Genomic DNA, 23,136 nt, shown 5'->3' on the forward strand with positions numbered 1-23,136 from the left:
GGACCCCGAGTGAGGACTACTGCCATGCGCTGCTGCGCCCCTGTGCCCTGCCGCCTGCCCGCACCGTGGTGACGCCGCGACTGACCGGGGTGGGGATGGGTCCCGGCGATCCGGAACTGGTCACCGTCAAGGCGGTCCGGGTGCTGCGCGAGGCCGCCGTGGTGGTCGTGCCGGTGCTGGACGGCGGTGAGACCGGACGGGCCGAGGCGACGGTGCTGCACCATGTCGCCGGTGCCGCGGCCAAGGTCGAGCGGGTGGTCTTCGCCCTGAACGAGCGCGAGGACCGGGCCCGCCGCGAGGCCGCCTGGGACGCGGCCGGCACCCGGGTCGCCGAGCTGCTGCGGGAGCACGGCAGCGTCGCCTTCGCCACCATCGGCGACCCCAATGTCTACTCGACCTTCACCTACCTCGCCCAGACCCTGGCGCCGCTGGTCCCCGGCCTGGTGGTGGAGACCGTCCCCGGCATCACCGCCATGCAGGACCTGGCCGCGCGCAGCGGCACCGTGCTGGCCGAGGGGACCGAGCCGCTGACGCTGGTCCCGGTGACCGCCGGCGCCGAGGTGCTGCGGGACGCCCTGGCCGGGCCCGGCACCGTGGTCGCCTACAAGTTCGGACGGCTGGCCGAGCAGGTCGCCGCCGCGCTGCGGGACACCGGCCGGGACGGCAGCGCCGTCTGGGGGTCCGCGCTGGGCCTGCCGGACGAGCGGATCCGTCCGGCCGGACACCCGCTGACCGGACCGCTGCCCTACCTCTCGACCCTGATCGCGCCCGCGACCCGCACCCGCCGTGGAGGCAAGCTGTGACCGGTACCGCTGCGACTTCCGACAACGGCACCGCCGGCAGCACCGGCAAGGTCACCTTCGTCGGCGCCGGCCCCGGCGCGGCCGATCTGCTCACCTTCCGCGCGGCCCGGGCCATCGCCGAGGCGGACACCGTGATCTGGGCCGCCAGCCTGGTCCAGGCCGAGGTGCTGGAGCACGCCCGCGAGGACGCCGTGATCCTGGACTCCTCGCTGGTCCCGATGGAGGACGTACTGGCGGAGTACCGGCGCGCCGCCGAACAGGGCCGCCGGGTGGCCAGGATCCACTCCGGGGACCCCTCGCTGTGGGGCGCTGTCCAGGAGCAGCTGGACCGCTGCCGGGAGCTGGGCCTGGAGACCGAGATCGTCCCCGGCGTCTCCTCCTTCTCCGCCGTCGCCGCCATCGCCCAGCGCGAGCTGACCATCCCCGAGGTGGCCCAGAGCGTCATCCTGACCCGGCTCGGCGGGGGCAAGACCCCGATGCCGCCCGGCGAGGAGGTGCGCGACTTCGCCCGGCACGGCACCACCATGGCGGTCTTCCTCTCCGCCGCGCGCACCAAGCAGCTGGTGGAGGAGCTGACCGCGGGCGGCTACCCGCTGGACACCCCGGTCGTGGTCGCCTACCAGGCGACCTGGCCGGACGAGCTGGTGCTCTACGGCACGCTGGAGACGCTGGAGGCGACCGTCAAGGAGCACCGGCTGTGGAAGCACACGCTGTTCCTGGTCGGCCCGGCGCTGGCGGCGACCGGGACCCGGTCGCACCTCTACCACCCCGGCCACTTCCACACCTTCCGCAAGGCCGACCTGGCGGCCCGGCGCGCCCTGCGCGGCAGCGGCGCCTCGTGACGGACCGGCACCGGCGCCCGTTCCGGCACCGCATCACCGTCCTCGGTGCCGGGCAGGCCGCGGCGCACGCTGCGCTGGTCGCCGGCGCCGGGCTGGTGCTGGGCGCGCGACGGCACCTGGACGCCGCCGGGGTACCGCCGGAGCGGGCGGTGGCGCTCGGTCCGCTGGCACCGGCGCTGGACGCGGCTGCAACCGCGCTGGACGACGGCGCCGGTCCGGTGGTGGTGCTGGCCTCCGGCGATCCGGGGTTCTTCGGTATCGTCCGCGCCCTGGCGGAACGCTTCGGCCCGGAGGCGCTGGACGTCCGACCCGGCGTCAGCAGCGTCGCGGAGGCCTTCGCCCGGGTGGGTCTGCCCTGGGACGACGCGGTGGTGGTGAGCGCCCACGGCCGTGACCCGCGTACCGCGCTGAACGTCTGCCGGGCGCACCGCAAGGTCGCCGTGCTGACCGCGCCCGGCGCCGGGCCCGCTGAGATCGGGGCGGCGCTGGCCGCCGTCCCCGGGCTGCGGCGCCGGCTGCTGGTGGCGACCGACCTCGGCGCCGACAGCGAGCGGATCGAGGAGGTGACGCCGGAACAGGCCGCTGCGCGGGACTGGCCCGGCGTCCATGTGGTGCTCAGCCTGGGCCCCGGCGCCGAGCGCCCCGGTGCGATGCGTGCCGTCGCCGGGGGCGCTGACGCCGCCGAGGGCGGCTGGGGACTGCCCGAGGACGCCTTCGAGCACCGCGACTCCATGGTCACCAAGGCCGAGGTCCGTGCCCTGGCGCTGGCCCGGCTCGGACCGCGGCTGGGCGAGCTGGTCTGGGACGTGGGCGCGGGCAGCGGCTCGGTGGCCGTCGAGTGCGCCCGGCTCGGCGCGGCCGTGGTCGCGGTCGAGAAGGCAGCGGACGGAGTGCAGCGGGTCACCGCAAACGCAGCGGCGCATGGTCTCGATGTACTCGTGGTACACGGGGCCGCCCCGGATGTCCTCGCCGAACTCCCGGAGCCCGACGCGGTGTTCGTCGGCGGCGGCGGCACGGATCTGCCGGAGATCGTGGCCGCCTGCGCCGAGCGCGCCCGGCGCACCGTGGTGGTGACGCTGGCCGCCCTGGACCGGATCCCAGCCGTGCGGGCCGCACTCCTCGCAGCGGGCTTCACCGCCGAGGGCGTGCAGCTGCAGTCGTCACGGCTGGCCCCGCTGCCCGGCGGAGTGGTCCGCCTGGCCGCCACCAATCCGATTTTCGTCCTCTGGGGCAACCGACTTGATCCATCGTCAGGAGATGAACAGTGATCGGCTTGATCGCAGCGACGTCGGCCGGCCGCTCGGCCGCCGCCGAACTCGCCGGGGCGCTGGGCGGCTGCACCCTCTACCAGGAGCAGACCGTCGCCGCCTCGGTGGCCCGGGCCTGGGCCGAGTGCGAGCAGCTGGTGTGCTTCCTGGCCACCGGCGCCACCGTGCGGCTGATCGCCCCGCTGCTGGCGGACAAGCACGGCGACCCCGGGGTGGTCTGCGTGGACGAGGCCCGGCACTTCGCGGTGTCGCTCGTCGGCGGCCATGACGGCGGCGCCAACCGGCTGGCCGAGCGGGTCGCCGAAGCCCTGGACGCGCAGCCGGTGCTGACCACCGCCACCGACGCGATGGGCCTGCCCGGCCTGGACACCCTCGGACTGCACGTCGAGGGTGAACTCGCCGCGGTGAGCCGCGCGCTGCTGGACGGCGCGCCGGTCCGGCTGGTGTCCGACGCGGTCCACCCGCTGCCCGCCCTGCCGCCGAACCTGACGCCTGACGCACCGTCGGAGGCACCGGTGGTCGTCATCAGCGACCGCATCGACGAGGCCGCCGGGCCAGCGACGGTGACGCTGCGTCCGCGCAGCCTGATCGTCGGCGTCGGCGCCAGCCGCGGCGCCCCGACCGAGGAGGTGCTCGGGCTGGTCGAGGCGGCCCTCGCCGACGCCGGGCTGAGCCGGCACTCCGTCAGCTACCTGGCCACCGTGGACGCCAAGGCCGACGAGCCGGGGCTGCTCGCGGCCGCCGCCGCCCTCGGCGTGGACCTGGTCGCCCACCCCGCCGAGGCGCTCGCAGCCGTCGCCGTCCCCAACCCCTCGCCCGCCCCGCAGGCGGCCGTCGGCACGCCCAGCGTGGCCGAGGCGGCGGCGCTGCTCGGCGGCGGCGAACTGCTGGTGCCCAAGCGGAAGTCCGCCCCCGAGGGCCGGGCCGCGATGGCCACCGTCGCCGTGGTCCGCAAGTCGCCGCGCGGACGGCTGGCGCTGGTCGGGCTCGGCCCGGGAGCGCGCGACCTGCTCACCCCGCGGGCGCGCGAGGAACTGCGCCGGGCGTCGGTGATCGTCGGCCTGGACCAGTACGTCGACCAGATCCGCGACCTGCTGCGCCCCGGCACCCGGATCGAGGCCACCGGCCTCGGCGCCGAGGAGGAGCGCGCCCGCAGTGCCGTACGCCTGGCCGAGCAGGGCCATGCCGTCGCCCTGATCGGCAGCGGCGACGCGGGCGTCTACGCCATGGCCTCCCCCGCTCTGGCCGAGGCCGGCCCGGACATCGACGTGGTCGGCGTCCCCGGGGTCACCGCCGCGCTGGCCGCCTCCTCGCTGCTGGGCGCGCCGCTGGGGCACGACCACGTCTCGATCAGCCTCTCCGACCTGCACACCCCCTGGGAGGTCATCGAGCGCCGGGTCCGCGCCGCAGCCGAGGCCGACCTGGTGGTCACCTTCTACAACCCGCGCAGCCGGGGCCGGGACTGGCAGCTTCCCAAGGCGCTGTCGCTGCTGGCCGAGCACCGAAGGCCGGACACCCCGGTCGGGGTCGCCCATGCGATCTCCCGCGCCGACGAGTGGCACACCGTCACCACCCTGGCCGAACTGGACGTCAGCACCGTCGACATGACCACCGTCGTGGTGGTCGGCAACACCGCCTCGCGCACGGTCGCGGACCGGATGGTCACCCCGCGCGGCTACCGGTGGCAGTCATGACGGCGCGCCAGGTCCACCCCATCGAACGCGAGTCCTACCGCCGCCTGCGGGCCAGGGCCGACACCAGCCATCTCCCGCCGCTCACCCGGGCCGTGGCCGAGCGGGTGGTGCACTCCAGCGCCGACCTCGCCTACCTGGACGACCTGGTGATCGCCGACGAGACGGTGCTGCGCGCCGCCGCCGACGCGCTGGCGGCCGGAGCGCCGCTGGTGGCCGACGTGCAGATGGTCGCCGCCGGCATCACCACCCGCCGGGCGCTGTGCCGGCTCGGCGACGCCAAGGGCGACCCGGCCACCGGGCTGACCCGCTCTGCGGCCGCCGTCCGGCTGGCCCTGGAGGAGGTCGGCCACGGGGCGGTGTGGGTGATCGGCTGCGCCCCGACCGCACTGGAGGAACTGCTGCTGCTGGACGCCCGTCCGGCGCTGGTCATCGGCCTGCCGGTGGGCTTCGTCGGCGCCGCCGAGTCCAAGGCGGCGCTGCGCGCCTCCGGGCTGCCGGCCGTCAGCAACATCTCCGAGAAGGGCGGTTCGGCGGTCGCCGCGGCCGCCGCCAACGCCCTGCTCTACCCGGATCTCTACGAGGAGTCCCCCCAGTGACACCCCCTGCCCTGCTCATCGTCGGCCACGGCACCCGCGACGAGGCCGGCGCCGAGGCGTTCCGCTCCTTCGTCGCCGGGCTGCGCGACCGGCTCCCGGACACCCCGGTCGGCGGCGGCTTCATCGAGTTGTCCCCGCCGCCGCTGGCCGACGCCGTCGCCGAGCTGGTCGAGGCCGGAGCGCGCCGCTTCGCCGCGGTCCCGCTGGTGCTGGTCTCCGCCGGGCACGCCAAGGGCGACATCCCGGCCGCCCTGGTCCGCGAGCGCGAGCGCCATCCCGGCACCTCCTTCTCCTACGGCCGCCCGCTGGGCCCGCACCCGGCCCTGCTGACCGTCCTGGAGCGGCGGTTGGACGAGGTGCTGGCACCCGAGGAGCGCGCCGACACCACCGTGCTGCTGGTCGGCCGGGGCTCCACCGACCCGGACGCCAACGCCGAGGTGGTCAAGGTGGCCCGGCTGCTGTGGGAGGGCCGGGGCCTGGCCGGGGTGGAGACCGCGTTCGTCTCGCTCGCCGCGCCCGACGTCCCGTCCGGGCTGACCCGCTGCCGGCTGCTCGGCGCCCGGCGGATCGTGGTGCTGCCCTACTTCCTGTTCACCGGCATCCTCCCCGAACGGGTGGAACAGCAGGCCGCCGACTGGGCCGCCGCCCACCCGGACACCGACCTGCGCCAGGCCGCCGTGATGGGCCCCACCGAGGAGTTGGCCGAACTGGTCCTGGCCCGCTACCGGGAGGCACTTGCCGGAGATCTCCGGATGAACTGTGACACCTGCGTCTATCGTGTCGCCATGCCTGGTTTCGAGGACCGCGTCGGTGCGGCGCAGCGCCCGCACCACCACCCTGACGATCCTTCACACGGCTCGTCGCACGGCCCTTCACACGACCACGGGTCCGGCTCGCACACGCATGTCCACTGATCGGGACGGCCGCCCGGACCATCGCTACCTGCGCCACCACGGCGACGCCGAGGTCGGCGGCGGCCTGGTCGACCTCGCGGTGAACGTGCGGGCCGGTACTCCGCCGCCGTGGCTGCGGCAGCGGCTGGCGGACACCCTGGGCGGCCTGGCCGCCTACCCCGACGGACGGGCCGCCCGCGCGGCCGTCGCCCGGCGGCACCGGCGTCCCGACGGCGAGACCCTGCTGACCTCGGGCGCAGCCGAGGCGTTCGTGCTGCTGGCGCGAACCCTCAAGCCGCGCCGCGCGGTTGTGGTGCACCCGCAGTTCACCGAGCCGGAGGCGGCGCTGCGCGACGCCGGGCACCCGGTGGAGCGGCTGGTGCTCCGCCCCAGGAACGGCTTCCGGCTCGACCCGGCGGCCGTCCCCGCCGACGCCGACCTGGTGGTGGTCGGCAACCCGACCAACCCGACCTCGATCCTGCACCCGGCCGCCGCCCTGGCGGCGCTGGCCCGCCCCGGGCGGACCCTGGTGGTGGACGAGGCCTTCGCGGACACCGTCCCGGGCGAGGCGGAGAGCCTGGCCGGACGGCGCGACCTGCCGGGCGTGGTGGTGCTGCGCAGCCTCACCAAGACCTGGGGCCTGGCCGGGCTGCGCATCGGCTACGTCCTCGCCGCCCCCGCGATGATCGACGCCCTGTCGGCGGCCCAGCCGCTGTGGCCGGTCTCGACCCCGGCCCTGGTCGCCGCCGAGGCGTGCAGCACCCCGGCCGCGCTGGCCGAGGCGGAGGCAGCAGCCCGGGCCACCGCCGAGGACCGGGACTACCTGCTCTCCCGACTGGCGGAACTGCCCAGCATTCGGACCTACGGTCAGCCCGCTGCATCGTTCGTACTCATTCGGATGGCCGGCGCCGCCAGTGTCCGGGAGCGGCTGCGCGGCACCGGGTTCGCGGTCAGGCGGGGTGACACCTTCCCAGGTCTGGGGCCCGATTGGCTGCGGATCGCGGTGCGCGACAAGGCCACCCTGGACGCCTTCTTCGAGGCACTGACGGCCCTTCAACTCTGATTCACATACTTGAACTTTGTCCAGCATCTTGACTCGGCCGGATGGGCGGCGTGTCATGTCCTCACACCTGACCCGACGTCACCGAGGACGCCCGCATGGACGACAGCACGCCCCTCGCCGCACCACTGCGCCGCCGCCGCTTCCTCGGCGCCGGCGCCGCCGTGACCGGAGCCGCACTGCTCGGAGCCGGCGCCACCGGGACGGCCACCGCCGCGACCCCCACCGCGGCGGTGGCACCCGGCGCCACCGGAGCCGGAACGCCGGCCGGGGCCGGTGCCGACACCACCGCCGCCGCCGACGCCTTCGACCAGCTCCGCGGGGTCTGGTCGGACATCCTCACCGGCGGCAGCGCCGTCGACCCGACCGACCCCGACTACGCTGCGGCCATCGCCACCATCGACGCCATCGCCGCGGCCGACATCGCGCTCTACGACAACTCCGCCACCCCGGCGTCCGTCTACACCGACCTGCCGTTCACCCAGGTGGAGAACGCCAGCGGCACCTACTACCGGATCCGCGACACCGCCATCGCCTGGGCCACCCCGGGCTCGGCCCACTACCAGGACGCCGCCGTCGCCACCCGCCTGGTCGCCGCACTGCAGCTGATCGGCTCGGCCTACTACAAGCCGTCCTCCGCCGAGGTCGGCAACTGGTACCACTGGGAGATCGGCGCACCGCAGGCCCTGGTCAACGCCTGCGCGGTGCTCGGCAGCCAGGTCCCCGCCGCCGACCTGACCTCCTACCTCGCCACCGTGGCCCACTTCGTGCCCGACCCCACCCACCAGCAGTCCGGCACCGTGCTCACCACCGGCGCCAACCGCTCCGACATGTGCCAGATCACCATCCTGCGCGGCATCCTCGCCAAGGACGGCGACCTGATAGCCCTCGGCCGCGACAAGCTCTCCGACATCTACCCCTACGTCACCACCTCGGACGGCTACTACCGCGACGGCGGCTACATCCAGCACGGCACCATCCCCTACAACGGCCACTACTCCTACGTGCTGCTGGACGACCTCAGCCAGCTCTCGCTGCTGCTCAACGGCTCCAGCTGGCCGATCGACGACCCCCAGTTCGCGGTCATCCTGGACTCGGTGGACCTCACCTACGCGCCGTTCATGTACGACGGACTGGTGATGGACGTGGTCCGCGGCCGCTTCCTGTCCCGTCAGGGCGAGACCGACCACGACGCCGGGCACTCCATCACCGAGTCGATCCTCCGACTGATCCCGGTCGGCTCCCGGGACCAGCAGAAGCGCTGGAAGGCGCTGTGCAAGGGCTGGATCGAGCGCGAGACCTTCGCCGGCATCCGTGCGTCGGCCACCCCGGCGCGGATGGCCCTGGTGAAGTCCGTGCTGGACGACACCAAGGTGCACGCCATCGGCCAGGGTCCGAACCACGTCCAGCAGCCCTCGATCGAACGCGCGGTGCACCGCCGCCCCGGCTGGGCCTGGACGGTGGGCCTGTCCAGCAGCAGGATCGCCCGGCTGGAGGCCATCAACGGCGAGAACCAGCGCGGCTGGCACACCGGCGACGGCGCGACCTACCTCTACAACGACGACAACGGCCACTACACCGACGCCTACTGGCCCACCGTGGACTGCACCAGGCTGCCCGGCGTCACCGCCGACACCCTGCCGCTGGCCCCCAGCGCCGGCAACGGCACGCTGCCGCCCACCACCTGGTCCGGCGGCGCGGTGCTGGACGGCACCTGGGGCGCGGTCGGCCTCGACCTGGTCCCCTACGGCTCGCCGCTGCGGGCCAGGAAGTCCTGGTTCTGCCTGGACGACTGCGTGGTGGCGCTCGGCGCGGGGATCACCGGAAGCTCCGGCCACACCGTGGAGACCACCCTGGAGAACCGCAACCTGCACGCCTCGGGCCGGAACCGACTGACCGTCAACGGCCGGGCCACCCCCACCACCGCGGGCTGGTCCGGCAGCTTCGCGGCCGCGGGCTGGGCCCATCTGGAAGGCGTCGGCGGCTACGTCCTGCCCGCGGGCTCCGCCCCCGGCGCCACCCTGCGCGCCCTGCGCGAACAGCGCACCGGCACCTGGGCCGCCATCGACAACGGGCCCAGCACCGGCGGCACCACCACGCCCTACACCAACAGCTACGCCACCCTCTGGCTCGACCACGGCATCGACCCCAGCGGCGGCAGCTACGTCTATCTGCTGCTGCCGGGGGCGAGCGCGTCGGAGACCGCCCGCAGGGCCGGGCACCCGGACGTCGCCGTCCTGGCCAACACCCCCGCCCTGCAGGCGATCCGATCGGGCCGCAACAACCTCACCGCCGCCAACTTCTTCACCGCCGGCGCCCTCCCCTCCGTGGGCGTCAGCGGCCCGGCGTCGGTCCTGTTCCAGGAGCGCGGCGGCCGGCTGACCCTGGCGGTCAGCGACCCGACCTGCACCCAGACCTCACTGACCGTCACCCTGTCCGACCGGCCCCGCTACCGCCGCGGCTTCAGCGACGACCCGGGGGTCACCGTGAGCCTGGAGGGCGCCGCCCCGGTGGTCACCCTGGACCTCACCCAGGGCCTCCCCGGCACCTCCAGGACGGTGCACCTGTCCTGACCGGCGGCCCACCCCGGCTCAGTGCTGCCGACGCCGCCGCCGACGGGTCGTGCCCACGGCCGCGGCACCGGCGCCGACCAGCACCAGCGCGGCACCGGCGATCATCGGGGTCTGACTGCCGCCGCCGGTCTCCGCGAGATTGGTGGTGGCAGCGGCCGGGGTGGCCGCAGCCTGTGATCCGGACGCCGCCGAGCCCGCCGACGAGGCGGAGGTCTGCGGCGGCGGGGGCAGCGCGGCGCCGCTCGACGCGGCGGAGCTGCTCGGCGCGGGCAATCCGGAGGCCGGGCCGGAGGCGGAGGCCGAGCTCGACGGGGCCGAGGAGCCCCCGTCCCCCTTTCCCTCGGTGCAGTGCACGGCCGCGAGCTCGACCGTGCCGGTCACCTCGGCGACATTCAGGTTCAGCGGATTGACATGGACGTTGAGCTCCAGCGCGGTGGCGGCCGCCGTGGTGGAGGTCACCGTCTTCTTGGACAGCTCCAGGTCGACTATCCCGATACCGGGAACGCTGACCCTGGTCGGTCCGGTCGCGCTCAGCGAAACCCCCTTGCCCAGCACGCTGAGCGTCCCCAGGATGTTGACGTCCGCACTGGGCCGTCCGCCGGCCGGGCAGTCCGCGGTGGCGTGCACCTCCTTGAGGCCCACCAGCTGGGTGAGCAAGCCGGGCAGGCTGAGGTTGGCCTTGACCAGGTCGACCTCGGCATGGGCACCGTGCCTGTCCACGGTGGCCGCGCTGTGGCCCAGGGTCGCGTCGAGCAGGGTCAGCTGCCGGCCCTGGTCGACGCCGCCGATGGTCGTCGTCAGCATCGAGCCGTCGACGCTCTTCGGCGCGTGCACCGCGTTCAGCGTCAGGTCCACCGGGATGTCCACGGCGCCGTTGATCAGCTTGACGTCCAGCGACAGCCCGGCGGTGGTGGCCGACGCCGTACCCCACCCGGAGCCGCCGGAGCCGTCGGCGCGGGCGGGCTGGGCCGCCGCGAGCAGGGAGACGGCGAGTAAGGCACCGAGGGCGGAACCGGTGCGGCGGATGGTCATCATGTGAAGCCCCCACAGGTGTTCGTCGATCACAGACAGCAATGGGAAAGGGCCGGGCGCTCACCCCCAGTTGCGGAGCGCCCGGACACAATCGTGGATGCGGCCTATCCTTACGAACCGTGCGTCACTCTGGAGGCACACGGAGTGTGTTCACCCGAACGAGTGACAGAACCTCAGGTGTCGCTGGAGTCCCACCAGTTCAGGGCAGGCGCCAGTCAATCGGCTGCGCGCCCTGCCGTACCAGCAGCTCATTGGCCCTGCTGAACGGGCGGGAGCCGAAGAAGCCCCGGTCCGCCGAGCGGGGGCTGGGGTGCGGCGCCTCCAGACAGGGCGCGGGGCCCAGCAGCGGGCGCAGGTTGCGGGCGTCACGCCCCCAGAGGATGGCCACCAGCGCCGGTCCGCGCTCGACCAGCGCCCGGATCGCCTGCTCGGTGACGGCCTCCCAGCCCTTGTCGCGGTGGGCGTTGGGGTTGCGCGGCGCGGTGGTCAGCGACCGGTTGAGCAGCAGCACCCCCTGCTCGGTCCACGGCGTCAGATCGCCGCTGCCGGGTGCGGGCAGCCCCAGGTCCTGCTGGTACTCCTGGAAGATGTTGACCAGGCTGCCCGGCAGCGGCCGCACCTCGGGCGCCACCGAGAACGACAGGCCCACCGCGTGCCCCGGCGTGGGATAGGGGTCCTGACCCACGATCAGCACCCGGACCTGGTCGAACGGCTGCTGGAACGCGCGCAGCACCTGTGGCCCCGGCGGCAGGTAGCCGCGCCCGGCGGCGATCTCCGCGCGCAGGAAGTCGCCCATCGCGGCGACCTGCCCGGCGACCGGCTCCAACGCCTTGGCCCAGCCGGGCTCGACGATCTCATGCAAGGGACGTGCGGCCATGGTGCGTCACTCTAATGCCATACGCGCCCTCCGCTCCACGCGCGCGACAAACCCCATCAAACAGGACAGAATCACCCCATGAACGCGCAGCCGGTCCCGGCACGCCCCGTCCCGGAGCCCCCGCACCACCTCGCCCGGGCCCGGACCGCCGCCTGGGCGTACCTCCGCCGCGCGCCCGGCACGCACCTCTGGCTGCTGGCCCTGTTCGTCACCACCGTGGCCATGCACCGGATGAGCCCGGAGTTCCAGGAGCACTTCCTGCGCCAGCGCTCCACCAATCTGCACCAGCTGGCCACCGACCCGGTCCGGGTGCTGATCGCCAGCGCGTTCTGGCTGGACGGCGGGACCTGGATCTCCTACGCCGTGATCTACACCATCTTCCACGTCCCCGCCGAGCGCTGGCTCGGCACCTGGCGCTGGCTGCTCGCGCTGGCCGTCGCCCACGTCGGCGCCACCTACATCAGCGAGGGCGTCCTCTACTGGGCCATCCACCAGGGCCGGGCTCCCCAGTCCGCAGTCAACACCCTTGACGTGGGCGTCAGTTACGCGCTGGCCGGGATCCAGGCCATCCTCTTCTACCGGATCACCGCACCCTGGCGCTGGATCTACCTGGCAGCGGTGCTGCTCTGGTACGGCTCGGCCCTGGTGCACGGCCGCACCTTCACCGACGTCGGCCACCTCACCGCCGCCCTGCTCGGCCTCGCCTGCTACCCGCTGACCCGGGGCCGCGGCGAGCGCTGGGACCCGACCCGGTCGAAGCCGGCCGGCTGGCTGCGCGGCCTGCTCCACCGTTCGTCCGGCCGCTCAGCCGACCACTGAGCCCCGCAGCACCACGGCCAGCGGATCCGCCAGCGCCCGTACGTCGGCGCGCGGGTCCTCGCGGAGCACCAGGAGGTCGGCCGGGGCGCCCTCGGTCAGTCCGGGGCGGCCCAGCCACTCCCGGGCGGACCAGCTCGCCGCCGACAGCGCGGCCAGCGGCGGCAGTCCGGCCAGCACCAGTTCGGCCACCTCGTCCGCCACCAGGCCGTGCGGCAGCGAGCCGCCCGCGTCGGTGCCCACGAACACCGGGATGCCCGCGTCGTGGGCGGCCCCCACGGTGGCGTGGCGGCGCCGGTGCAGTTCCCTCATGTGCCGGGCGTAGGCCGGGAACTTGCCCTCGGCGGCGCCCGCGATCCCGGGGAAGGTGGCGATGTTGACCAGGGTCGGGACGATCGCCACCCCCCGCTCGGCGAACAGCGGCAGCGTCTCCGCGGTGAGACCGGTCGCATGCTCCACGCAGTCGATCCCGGCTTCCACCAGGTCGGCCAGCGACTCCTCGGCGAAGCAGTGCGCGGTGACCCGGGCCCCCTCGGCATGGGCGGCGGCCATCGCCTCGTCCAGGGCCCAGCGTGGCCAGCAGGGTGCCAGGTCCCCGGTCTCCCGGTCGATCCAGTCGCCGACCAGCTTCACCCAGCCGTCGCCGCGCCGCGCCTCCTGGCGGACGTAGGCGGCGAGGTCCCCGGGCTCGATCTCATGGGCGTAGTTGCGGATGTAGCGGCGGGTACGGGCGATGTGCCGCCCGGCCCTGATGATCCGGGGCAGGTCGTCCCGGTCGTCGATCCAGCGGGTGTCGGACGGCGAGCCGGCGTCGCGCAGCAGCAGCGCCCCCGCCCCACGGTCCGTCAGCGCCTGCTTCTCCGCCGTCTCCCGGTCCACCGCGCCGTGGCCGTCCAGGCCGACGTGGCAGTGCGCGTCCACCAGCCCCGGCAGCACCCAGCCGTCGACCGTGCCGGCCACGGCCGCGCCCGGCGGCCGGGAGAAGGTCACCCGGCCGCCGACCACCCAGAGCTCGTCCCGCACCTCCTCGGGGCCGACCAGGATCCGACCCCTGAGGTGCAGCGGCTGCGGCTGCGGCTCCGTCCCTGCCTGCTCCCGCGTCGCGCTCACTTGGCCGCGGCCTGGCGTGCCCGCACCGCGCGGCGCAGGTCGTCCACCTGGTCCACCAGCCCGCGCCGCAGCGCCGCGGTGAGATCCGTCCTGGCCAGGCAGGTCTCCGCGGCCGCCACGGTCTCCTCGGTGGCGTGGTACGCCGGGAAGCCGTAGCGCGAGAGCAGCCGTCCGACCGCGGGCCCGCGCCGCTGCGCGGTGTCGACCACGGCCTCGAAGTAGCGCTGCGGCAGGTCGCCCAGCAGCTCGTGCTGCTCCGGCTGCCAGAAGCCCTGGGCGGTCGCGGCGATCAGGTAGTTGGACAGGTCGCTGTCGAACAGCGCCGTCCAGGCGGCCTCCTTGGCCGCCGGGTCGGGCAGCGCCGCACGGCAGCGGGCGGCGCCCTCCAGCCCGGTGGCACTGGTGTCCCGGACCAGCTCGGCGGCGATCTCGGCCTCTCCGGCCGCCCCCAGCACGCACAGCCGCAGCAGCAGCTGCCAGCTCAGCTCGGGGTCCAGCAGCGGGCCGCCGGGCACCCCGCCCTCCTCCCGCCAGGACTGCAGCACGGCCAGCTCGGCCGGGGTGGACGAGGAGGCGATCAGGCTGCGGACGGCGAGCAGCCGCAGCCCGGTCATGTCGTCGGGGCCGCCCTCGGTCCGGCGCAGCAGGTCCCGGCCGACCCCGGCCAGCAGCCCCAGCCCGGCCGGACGCCGGTCCGGCGTCAGGTACTGGTCGGCGACGGTGCTCCGGGAGAAGCCGAGCACCGACTGGACCAGGTGCGCGGAGGCCTCCCCCGGCAGGTGCGCCGCGACCAGCTCCAGGTAGCCCTCCGGGTCCAGCTCGCCGTCGCGCACCATGTCCCTGGCCGCGCCCCACAGCACCGCCCGCGCCAGCTCCTCCGGGACGCCGCCCAGCGACTCGGTGACGGTCCGCCAGGAGCGGTCGTCCAGACGGACCTTGACGAAGCCGAGGTCGGTGTCATTGAGCAGCAGCAGGTCGGGGTCGCCCGCGCCGACACTGTCCAGCTCGTGCTCGGGCTCGGCCGGCAGGTCCAGCGGGCGGCGGGCCCGCAGCACCAGGTGGCCGTCGGCGGCGCGCTCGTAGGTGGCCGCGGTGATCAGCAGCGGGCGCAGCTGGCCGTCGGCCGAGGTGTGCCGGATCCGGGCGCCGCCCCGTCCGCCGCTGTCCTCCCCCGTCTCAGCCGGCTCGACCCGCAGGGTGTCCACCCCGGTGGTGCGCAGCCAGCGCTCAGCCCAGGCGTGCACGTCCCGGCCGCTGCTCGCGGCCAGCGCCTGGAGCAGGTCGGCGAGCGCGGCGTTGCCGAAGGCGTGCTGCTGGAAGTAGGAGTTGACGCCCTTGAAGAAGGCCTCCTCGCCCAGCCAGCCGACCAGCTGACGCAGCGCCGCGGCGCCCTTGGAGTAGGAGATGCCGTCGAAGTTCTGCAGCGCCTCCGCGGTGTCGTCCACGCTCTCGGGGGCCACCGGGTGGGTCGAGGGGCGCTGGTCGGCGTCGTAGCCCCAGGACTTGCGGGCGGCGGCGAAGCCGGTCCAGGCACCGGTGAAGCGGGTGGACTCGGAGACCACCGTGTAGGCCAGGAACTCGGCGAAGGACTCGTTCAGCCACAGGTCGTCCCACCAGCGCATGGTGACCAGGTCGCCGAACCACATGTGCGCCATCTCGTGGGCGATCACGATGGCGCGCTCCTCGCGCTCGGTGTCGGTGACCGCCGAGCGGAACACGAACTCGTCGCGGAAGGTCACGCAGCCGGGGTTCTCCATCGCCCCGGCGTTGAACTCCGGGACGAAGCACTGGTCGTAGGAGTCGAAGGGATAACGCTGGTCGAAGACCCGGTGGTAGTGGTCGAAGCTGCGCCGGGTGGTGTCCAGCATCTCCTCGGCGTCGGCCTCCAGGTAGGGGGCGAGCGAGCGCCGGCAGTGCAGGCCGAGCGGGATGCCGTCGTGCTCGGAGCGCACCGTGAACAGCGGCCCGGCGACCACGGCGACCAGGTAGTTGCTGATCGGCGGGGTGGGGGCGAACTCCCAGCGGCCGCCCTCCTGACGACCGGCCAGGCTGTTGGCGACCACGGTCCAGTCCTCCGGCGCCGTCACGCTCACCTCGTAGGCGGCCTTGAGGTCGGGCTGGTCGAAGCTGGCGAAGAAGCGCGGCCCGTCGTCCAGGAACGCCTGCGTGTAGACGTAGGCCTCGCCGTCGGCGGGGTCGACGAACCGGTGCATGCCCTCGCCGGTGCGCGAGTAGCCCATGACCGCCTCGACCAGCAGCTCGTTCTCCGCGGCCAGTCCGTCGAGCGGGAGCCGGCCGTCGACCAGCGTCGCCGGATCCAGCTCCCGCCCGTTGAGCACGGCCCGCAGCAGGGTCACCGGCTTCACGTCGACGAAGCTGGCGGCCCCGGGGCTGGTGCAGGCGAACCGGATCACCGTCACCGACCCGAAGACCTCGTCCCCCTGGGTCAGGTCCAGGTCCACAGTGCTACTGCGGACCTCCAACAGTCGACGGCGTTCCACGGCTTCAGCAAGAGTCAGAGCAGACATGCAGCTCATGCTGCCATTGACCCACCCACCTCAGCCAGGCAGTACGAAAGGGGCGCGGGGAACTGCGCGACAAACCACGCAGCCCCGCGTCACCGCTCCAGAACCCCGTCCACCCGCCTCGGCACGCCCACCGAACCGTCCCGCAGCTCAACAGGAAGCAACGCCTCGGGCACCCCCTGGTAGGCCACCGGCCGCAACCACCGCTCGATCGCCGTCCCCCCCACCGACGTCCCCGTCGACGTCGTGGCCGGGTACGGCCCCCCGTGCTGCATGGCGGGCGCCACCGCGACCCCGGTCGGCCAGCCGCCGAACAGCACCCGCCCGGCCAGCGGCGTCAACCGGGCCAGCAGGTCCGCGGCGTCGGCCTCCCCCGGTTCCGCGTGCAGCGTCGCCGTGAGGTTGCCGCCCAGGCGGCCCAGCACCGCCTCGACCTCGGCCGCGTCCCGGTACCGGGCCACCACCGTCACCGGTCCGAAGCACTCCTCCAGCAGCACCTCGTGCGCGTCCTCGGCCAGCCGCGCCGCGGCCACGCTCAGATAGCCGGCGCGCACCGCGTAGCCGTCCTCGCCCGCCCGCACCGGCACGGACACCCCCGGCAGCGCGGCCCGCTCGGCGAACCCGGCCAGGAACCCGGCGCGCATCCGCGCGTCCAGCAGCGCCCCGGAGGGGCTGTCGACCGCGCCCTCGGCCAGGGCCTTCTCCAACCGGTCGCCGGCCGCGCCCGCGGGCACCAGCACCAGCCCCGGCTTGGTGCAGAACTGACCCATGCCCAGGGTGAACGATCCGGCCAGTCCGGCCCCGATCTCCTCGGCCCGCTCCGCCGCGGCCTGCTCGGTCACCACCACCGGGTTGAGGCTGCCCAGCTCCCCATGGAAGGGAATCGGCGCCGGACGGGCCGCGGCCAGGTCGAACAGGGCCCGGCCGCCGGGGATGGAGCCGGTGAAGCCGGCCGCGTTCAGCAGCGGGTGCTGCACCAGGTCGACCCCGGCCTGCCGGCCGTGCACCAGCGCCAGCACGTCCGCGGGCAGTCCGACCGCCACCGCCGCCTCCCGCAGCGCCGCCGCGGCGAGCTCGCTGGTGGCCGGGTGGTCCGGGTGGGCCTTGACCACGACCGCGCAGCCGGCCCCGAGGGCGCTGGCGGTGTCGCCGCCGGGCACGCTGAAGGCGAAGGGGAAGTTGCTGGCGGCGAAGACGCCGACCACCCCGAGCGGCACCTTCCAGCGCCGCAGGTCGGGGCGGGGAGCGGGGGCGGCCTTCGGGTCGGCGTGGTCGATCACCACGTCCAGGAAGGCGCCCTCGTCCACGATGTCCGCGAAGGACCGCAGCTGGTACGTGGTCCGGGCGAGCTCACCGGTCAGCCTGCCGGTGCCGAGCGCGGTCTCCCGGTCGGCAGTCGCGATCAGCTCCTCGCCGTGCGCCTCCAGCCGGTCCGCGGCGGCGCGCAGGAAGGCGGCGCGCAGCGTGCGGTCGGCCAGCGCGGGCTGCGCGGCGTGCGCGGCCCGTACCGCGGCGTCGACCGCCGCGGTGTCCGCCTCCACGGCGACCTCCCCCGTACGGTCACCGGTACGGGCATCGACACTCCACACTGGTGTGGTGTTCATGGGGGCCGCCTCCAGGCGCAAGCTCTGAGCGCATGCATTCCATATGCTGAACGCTGTCCAGTATGCTGAACCACTCCGACGATACGTCCCTAGCAGAAATGGGGTCAACCCAGATGCCCCAAGCCCGACCCGCAGCCGCCGACGCCGGCGGAGCCCAGGTCAAGTCGGCCGTCCGCACCGTGGAACTGCTGGAGTACTTCGCGGGCCGCCCCGGCATGCACAGCCTCGCCGAGGTGCAGGAGGCCGTCGGCTACCCCAAGAGCAGCCTCTACATGCTGCTGCGCACCCTGGTCGAGCTGGGCTGGGTCGAGACCGAGTCCACCGGCACCCGCTACGGCATCGGCGTCCGCGCGCTGCTGGTCGGCACCTCCTACATCGACGGCGACGAGGTCGTGGCCGCCGCCAGGACCACCCTGGACCGGCTGGCCGACGACACCACCGAGACCATCCACCTGGCCCGGCTGGACGGCTCGGACGTCATCTACCTGGCCACCCGCCAGTCCCAGCACTACCTGCGGCCCTTCACCCGGGTCGGCCGCCGGCTGCCGGCCCACTCCACCTCGCTGGGCAAGGCGCTGCTCGCGACCTACTCCGACGAGGAGGTCCGCAAGCTGCTCCCGGCCCGCCTGGAGCAGCTCACCGAGCACACCCACACCGACATCGACGCGCTGATCGAGGACCTGCACGCGATCCGCGAACGCGGCTACTCCGTCGACGCCGAGGAGAACACCCTCGGCCTGCGCTGCTTCGGCATCGCCATCCCCTACCGCACCCCGGCCCGCGACGCCGTCAGCTGCTCGGTCCCGGTCGCCCGACTCACCCCGGGCCGCGAACAGATGATCCGCGACGCCCTCTTCGACGCCCGCGACCGCCTCACCCTGGCGACCCGTCACCTCTGAGCAGGCGGTCGGGCGGTTGCCGTTCGCGCAGTTCCCCGCGCCCCTGGCGTGCTGCAACTGAGCCAGTTGCAGCACGTGGGGGCGCGGGGAACTGCGCGACAAGCCGCCTACGGACGCAAGCTCCTCCGCACCACCGCAAGATCCTCGTCGGAGGCCAGTCCGGCATGGTAGAGCCGCAACTCGGTAGCCCCAGGAGGCGGCGTGACCGCAGGATCACCCCCCATCCCCCGCACCACGGTGAAGTTGGCCGCGTAGGTCCGCCCGGGAACATCCGGAAACGTCGCCGGCGTCCCCGTGCACGGCATCACCAGCCCGTCCGCACCCCCCTCCCCCAGCAACCACTCCGCCTCGACCCCCACGTTCGCGCCCACCCGATGCGCAGCCGTGTCCGCATGCAGCAGCACCGAGAAGTCCGCCGCGCCCGCAGCGCCCCGCACCGCGCGAACACACGCCCGCTGCACCGCCCGGGCCCGTTCCTTCCGCCAGCGCAGCGTCACCCCGGCCAGGTCCGCCCCCAGCAGCTTCTCCACCCCTGACCACTCGTCAGCAGCCGGCGCGGCCTGCCCCGCCCACACCGGCGCCAGCGCCCCCCGCACAGCCGCCGCCAGTTCCGGCACGCCAGCCTCGGCCCAGCCGGCCTCGCACACCTCGCAGAAGCAGAGCGACATCAGGTACTGCGCCGCGCCGTCCAGCGGCACCCCGCCGATCTTGTCGTGGGCGTGCAGATGAGCCAGCCCGTACCACCCGCAGGACTCCAGCTCCGTGCCCACCGCCCCCGGCCGCGCCCCCGCCTCACCGGCCAGGGTCGCGCAGTACTCGACCACCTCGGGACGGGCGATGCACAGCGCCCAGGGATACCGGTCGCCATAGGCGTTCCGCACCGTGCTCTGCGGATTCTCGCCGCCCAGCCGGGAGTTGTGCGCCAGCACCACCCAGGTGGCGACCTCCAGACCGGCCGCCGCCAACCGCTCCGCGGCCTCGCCCCAGGCATCGTCCGAGTCGATCCACCGCTGCCGGTGCGGCCGCAGGGTCCGACCGGCCCAGGTCTCGGCCGACGGCGGGTAGTACACCGCCGCGTACGGCGCGGTGACGATCCGGGTGCGCGGATGACGCGGCGTCAGCGCCCTGGTGCTGTGGTAGGCGGAGGCCAGGGTGACCCCGTCGACCCCCAGGTCGGCGATGCGGGCCGGGGCGTCCGGGTCGCCGAGGACGTCCCAGGGGTAGAGGAAGGCGGAGGTGCGCATGGCTGCAGGACCCTTCTCAGTTGCCGGCGAGCAGGGCGCGCCCGCGGGCGATCAGTTCGGCCAGTTCCTTGACGTGCTGCGGCGACGGGTCCGACAGCGGCGGCCGTACCCCGCCGGCGTCCAGCCCCTCCAGCCGCACCCCCGCCTTGACCAGCGACACCGCGTACCCCCGGCCCTGGTTGCGCAGTTCCACCAGCGGCCGGTAGAAGCCGTCCAGCAGCGCGTTGACCACCGCGTCGTCGCCGCCCAGCAGGGCCCGGTGGAAGGCCAGGGCGATGTCGGGGGCGAAGCAGTAGACGGCCGAGGAGTAGAGGGTGACGCCGATGCCGCGGTAGGCCAGGCCGGTGAGCTCCGCCGTGGGCAGGCCGTTGAAGTAGAGGAAGCGCCGGTCGGGGGCCTCGGTGCGCATCGCGCTGATGATCCGCTGCATCAGGTCCAGGTCGCCGCAGCCGTCCTTGATGCCGATCACCTGCGGCAGTTCGGCCAGGGCCACCACCGAGGCCGGGGTGAGCACGGCGTTGTCGCGCTGGTAGACGATCAGGTCCAGGTCGGTCGCCGCGGCGATGGCGGCGAAGTGCCGCAGCAGCCCGTCCTGGTCGGCGCTGACCAGGTACGGGGGCAGCACCAGCAGGCCGTCCGCGCCGGCCCGGCGGGCCCGCGCGGCGAACTGCTTGGCCAGCGCGGTGCCGTGGCCGACACCGGCGACCACCGGCACCCGCCCTGCGGTCGCCTCGACGGCCGCGGCGACGACCGCCTCGTACTCGTCCAGGTCCAGGGCGTGGTACTCACCGGTGCCGCAGGCCGCGAAGACGGCACCGGCGCCGCCGGCCACCCCGGTGCCGACATGGGCGCGGAGCACGTCCAGGTCCAGCGAGCCGTCGGGGGCGAACGGGGTCACCGGGAAGAACAGGAGTCCGTGCAACCGGTCGGCGAGGGGCGGTACGGCGCGGTCCGGCATGGGGGAATCTCCCTGATGGCTGTGCTGGGCTTGTTGACTGCATGATGCAGCGACTCCTAGGCTAGCCATATATGTGAATGCGATCCACATTCTTGTTCAATCTTCTTCGGAGGCCTGATGCCCACCCCGCACCGTGTGCTGCTGACCGGCGCCGCCGGAGGCGTCGGCACGTTCCTCCGCGAGAGTCTCCCCGGCTACGGCTACAGCCTGCGCCTCAGCGACATCGCCCCGGTCCCCGGCGCGCCGGAGGCCCTCGCCGTGGACCTCCAGGACCGCGACGCCGTCCGGGAGGCCGTCCGCGGGGTGGACGCGGTGGTCCACCTCGGCGGGCTCTCGCTGGAGAACACCTTCGACCGCATCCTCGCCGCCAACATCGAGGGCGCCTACAACCTCTACGAGGCGGTCCGCGAGGAGGGCATCGGCCGGGTCGTCCTGGCCAGCAGCAACCACGCGATCGGCTTCACCCCACGTCCCGAGCACCCCGAGGACCGCAAGCAGGACCTGCCGATCGAGACCCCGTTCCGCCCGGACACCTTCTACGGCCTGTCCAAGTGCTTCGGCGAGTCGCTGGCCTCGCTCTACGCCGACAAGTACGGGGTGGAGACGGTGTCGATCCGGATCGGCTCCTGCTTCGCGGTCCCTGCCAACACCCGGATGCTGGAGACCTGGCTGAGCCCCGCCGACTGCGCCCGGTTGGTCCACGCGGCGCTCACCGCACCCGATGTCGGCCACACCGTGGTCTTCGGCACCAGCGCCAACACCCGCGGCTGGTGGGACCTGGCCCCGGCCCGCGCCCTCGGCTACGAGCCGCGGGACGACTCCGAGGCCTTCGCCGAGTCCGTCGTCGCCGAGCACGGCCCGCTGGTCCCGGGCACGCCCGAGTACCGGTACCTAGGCGGCGCGTTCACCACGGTCCAACCCGAGGGATTCCGACCGGTCAGCTCCTGAATGGGAGGTTCTGCGGTTACGGTGGGTTCCGTAGGAGTCCGGATCAGGCATCCGGCCATCGTGCGAGCCCTGGAGACCCCCGTGACCGCAGTCCTCACGCCCGGCGGCAACACGCCGCTGACCAGCACGCGCGTCAGCGTGGAGGTCGCCGCCGCGAAGCTGCTGGACGTCTCGGCACTGCTGCTCACCACGGCCGGAAAGGTTCGCTCCGACAACGACCTGATCTTCTTCAACGCACCCAGCGGACCCGGCGTCAGCTACAGCCAGGCCGGCATCGCCGTGGACACCAACGGGGTGCCCGCCGACATCGACAAGATCGTGATCACCGCCAGCCTGGACGACCAGCAGGCCACCTTCGCCGGCACCGAGCCCACCGCGACCGTGCGGGACAGCGCCAACGGCACCGTCCTGGCCACCTTCACCCCGCCCCGGCTCACCACCGAGACGGCGCTGATCGTGGTGGAGCTGTACCGGCGCGGCACCGAGTGGAAGCTGCGCGCCGTCGGCCAGGGCTACGCCAGCGGGCTCGCCGGCATCGCCACCGACTTCGGCATCTCGGTCGAGGAGCCGTCGGCGGCCCCGGCCCAGCCCGAACCCGAGGACTGGCACCTGGCCTCCCCGGCCCCGACACCCGCGCCGGCCGCCGCCCCGTTCACCGCCCCCGCCCCGACTCCGGCTGCACCCGCCCCCGCCGGCCCGGCCAAGATCACCCTCGACAAGGGCCGGGTCTCGCTCACCAAGGGCAGCTCGGTCTCCCTGGTCAAGGACGGCAAGCCGTTCCTCTCCTCGGTGAAGATGGGCCTCGGCTGGGAGCCCGCGTACCGCGGCCGCGCCGTCGACCTGGACGCCAGCGTCATCGCCTTCGACAGCCACCGCAAGGAGCTGGAGAAGATCTACTTCATGCACCTGCAGGGCTTCAACGGCGCCATCCAGCACATGGGCGACAACCTCACCGGCGCCGGCTCGGGCGACGACGAGGTCATCACGGTCCACCTGCAGAGCCTCCCCCCGCAGGTCACCGGCCTGGTCTTCACGGTCAACTCCTTCTCCGGCCAGAAGTTCACCGACGTCGCCAAGGCCTACTGCCGCCTCATCGACGCCAACACCAACACCGAACTCGTCCGCTTCGACCTCACCCACGCCGAACCCCGCACCGGCGTCATGGTCTGCAAACTCATCCGCATGAACACCGGCGAATGGGTCATGACCGCCCTCGAGGAGTACGCCGACGCCAAGAGCGCCCGAGGCATGGTCAAACCCGCCTCCAAGCTCCTCTGACCTGCTCCTACGCCGAGCCGGGCTCGAACATCCCCTCACTCGTTTGGTGTTTGTAAAGTCGTCACCTTGACGAGGTTCACGCATATGAGCGAGCAGGATCGTTTCGGCCATTCGGA

At 73.7% G+C, this 23,136-nt stretch carries 19 protein-coding genes; 12 read left to right on the forward strand and 7 right to left on the reverse strand.

The genetic code is table 11. From position 1 onward, the window contains the following. The first annotated feature begins 68 nt into the window (after positions 1-68). The 8 genes from cobI to ABUW04_RS36705 all read left to right on the forward strand — a co-directional run bounded on the left by cobI (position 69) and on the right by ABUW04_RS36705 (position 9,729). Entirely contained in the window at positions 69-803 is a 735-nt protein-coding gene (gene cobI, locus ABUW04_RS36670) for a precorrin-2 C(20)-methyltransferase (RefSeq protein WP_380568682.1), read from the forward strand. After that, entirely contained in the window at positions 800-1,645 is an 846-nt protein-coding gene (cobM, locus tag ABUW04_RS36675; protein WP_380568683.1) for a precorrin-4 C(11)-methyltransferase, read from the forward strand. Before cobI ends, cobM begins: the two co-directional genes overlap by 4 nt. Further along, positions 1,642-2,913, forward strand: coding sequence for a precorrin-6y C5,15-methyltransferase (decarboxylating) subunit CbiE (cbiE, locus tag ABUW04_RS36680; RefSeq protein ID WP_380568684.1), 1,272 nt, complete (start codon positions 1,642-1,644; stop codon positions 2,911-2,913). The genes cobM and cbiE overlap by 4 nt, the downstream gene beginning before the upstream one ends. Continuing rightward, positions 2,910-4,607, forward strand: a complete 1,698-nt coding sequence (gene cobJ / locus ABUW04_RS36685) for a precorrin-3B C(17)-methyltransferase (protein WP_380568685.1) — start codon at positions 2,910-2,912, stop codon at positions 4,605-4,607. The genes cbiE and cobJ overlap by 4 nt, the downstream gene beginning before the upstream one ends. Next, on the forward strand, positions 4,604-5,203 hold the full coding sequence (locus tag ABUW04_RS36690; RefSeq protein WP_030263241.1) for a precorrin-8X methylmutase: 600 nt from the start codon (positions 4,604-4,606) through the stop codon (positions 5,201-5,203). Before cobJ ends, ABUW04_RS36690 begins: the two co-directional genes overlap by 4 nt. Beyond that, positions 5,200-6,117, forward strand: a complete 918-nt coding sequence (locus ABUW04_RS36695) for a sirohydrochlorin chelatase (RefSeq protein ID WP_030263244.1) — start codon at positions 5,200-5,202, stop codon at positions 6,115-6,117. Before ABUW04_RS36690 ends, ABUW04_RS36695 begins: the two co-directional genes overlap by 4 nt. After that, the gene (gene cobC / locus ABUW04_RS36700) at positions 6,107-7,159 is read left to right on the forward strand and encodes an Rv2231c family pyridoxal phosphate-dependent protein CobC (RefSeq protein WP_380568686.1); all 1,053 of its coding nucleotides are present in this window, start codon (positions 6,107-6,109) and stop codon (positions 7,157-7,159) included. The genes ABUW04_RS36695 and cobC overlap by 11 nt, the downstream gene beginning before the upstream one ends. Positions 7,160-7,254: 95 nt before the next feature. Further along, complete coding sequence (locus tag ABUW04_RS36705; protein ID WP_380568687.1) at positions 7,255-9,729, forward strand: polysaccharide lyase 8 family protein; 2,475 nt, start codon at positions 7,255-7,257, stop codon at positions 9,727-9,729. An 18-nt stretch (positions 9,730-9,747) separates the two neighbouring features. Here the strand turns inward: ABUW04_RS36705 and ABUW04_RS36710 are convergent, their stop codons facing one another. Continuing rightward, complete coding sequence (locus ABUW04_RS36710; RefSeq protein ID WP_380568688.1) at positions 9,748-10,764, reverse strand: SCO1860 family LAETG-anchored protein; 1,017 nt, start codon at positions 10,762-10,764, stop codon at positions 9,748-9,750. A 196-nt stretch (positions 10,765-10,960) separates the two neighbouring features. After that, positions 10,961-11,638, reverse strand: coding sequence for a uracil-DNA glycosylase (locus tag ABUW04_RS36715; protein WP_030263256.1), 678 nt, complete (start codon positions 11,636-11,638; stop codon positions 10,961-10,963). Positions 11,639-11,716: 78 nt separating this feature from the next. Here ABUW04_RS36715 and ABUW04_RS36720 point away from each other — a divergent pair, with 78 nt between their 5' ends. Further along, positions 11,717-12,457, forward strand: a complete 741-nt coding sequence (locus tag ABUW04_RS36720; protein WP_380568689.1) for a rhomboid-like protein — start codon at positions 11,717-11,719, stop codon at positions 12,455-12,457. Here the strand turns inward: ABUW04_RS36720 and ABUW04_RS36725 are convergent. From ABUW04_RS36725 to ABUW04_RS36735, 3 genes are all read right to left on the reverse strand, one after another. After that, positions 12,443-13,564 carry an amidohydrolase family protein gene (locus ABUW04_RS36725; protein ID WP_380568690.1) on the reverse strand — a complete coding sequence of 374 codons (1,122 nt, stop codon included), beginning with the start codon at positions 13,562-13,564 and terminating at the stop codon, positions 12,443-12,445. The two genes, ABUW04_RS36720 and ABUW04_RS36725, sit on opposite strands and share 15 nt — an antisense overlap. Continuing rightward, the gene (pepN, locus tag ABUW04_RS36730; protein WP_380568691.1) at positions 13,561-16,092 is read right to left on the reverse strand and encodes an aminopeptidase N; all 2,532 of its coding nucleotides are present in this window, start codon (positions 16,090-16,092) and stop codon (positions 13,561-13,563) included. Before pepN ends, ABUW04_RS36725 begins: the two co-directional genes overlap by 4 nt. 89 nt (positions 16,093-16,181) lie before the next feature. Beyond that, the gene (locus tag ABUW04_RS36735; RefSeq protein ID WP_380568692.1) at positions 16,182-17,693 is read right to left on the reverse strand and encodes an aldehyde dehydrogenase (NADP(+)); all 1,512 of its coding nucleotides are present in this window, start codon (positions 17,691-17,693) and stop codon (positions 16,182-16,184) included. 113 nt (positions 17,694-17,806) lie between these two features. On the opposite strand from ABUW04_RS36735, the gene ABUW04_RS36740 reads away from it, so the two are divergent. Then, entirely contained in the window at positions 17,807-18,592 is a 786-nt protein-coding gene (locus tag ABUW04_RS36740; protein WP_380568694.1) for an IclR family transcriptional regulator, read from the forward strand. Between the two features lie 107 nt (positions 18,593-18,699). Here the strand turns inward: ABUW04_RS36740 and ABUW04_RS36745 are convergent, their stop codons facing one another. Together ABUW04_RS36745 and ABUW04_RS36750 are read right to left on the reverse strand one after the other, a co-directional pair. Beyond that, on the reverse strand, positions 18,700-19,836 hold the full coding sequence (locus ABUW04_RS36745) for a hypothetical protein (protein ID WP_380568695.1): 1,137 nt from the start codon (positions 19,834-19,836) through the stop codon (positions 18,700-18,702). A 16-nt stretch (positions 19,837-19,852) separates the two neighbouring features. Then, entirely contained in the window at positions 19,853-20,794 is a 942-nt protein-coding gene (locus ABUW04_RS36750) for a 5-dehydro-4-deoxyglucarate dehydratase (protein WP_030263281.1), read from the reverse strand. 117 nt (positions 20,795-20,911) lie between these two features. Between ABUW04_RS36750 and ABUW04_RS36755 the strand changes: the two genes are divergently transcribed. Continuing rightward, entirely contained in the window at positions 20,912-21,742 is an 831-nt protein-coding gene (locus tag ABUW04_RS36755; protein WP_380568696.1) for an NAD-dependent epimerase/dehydratase family protein, read from the forward strand. Positions 21,743-21,823: 81 nt separating this feature from the next. Beyond that, positions 21,824-23,020: a TerD family protein gene (locus ABUW04_RS36760; RefSeq protein WP_030263289.1), complete on the forward strand. Its 1,197-nt coding sequence runs from the start codon at positions 21,824-21,826 to the stop codon at positions 23,018-23,020. Positions 23,021-23,136 lie beyond the last annotated feature (116 nt).

It is taken from the genome of Streptacidiphilus jeojiensis (assembly GCF_042510965.1).
GTDB lineage: Bacteria > Actinomycetota > Actinomycetes > Streptomycetales > Streptomycetaceae > Streptacidiphilus > Streptacidiphilus jeojiensis.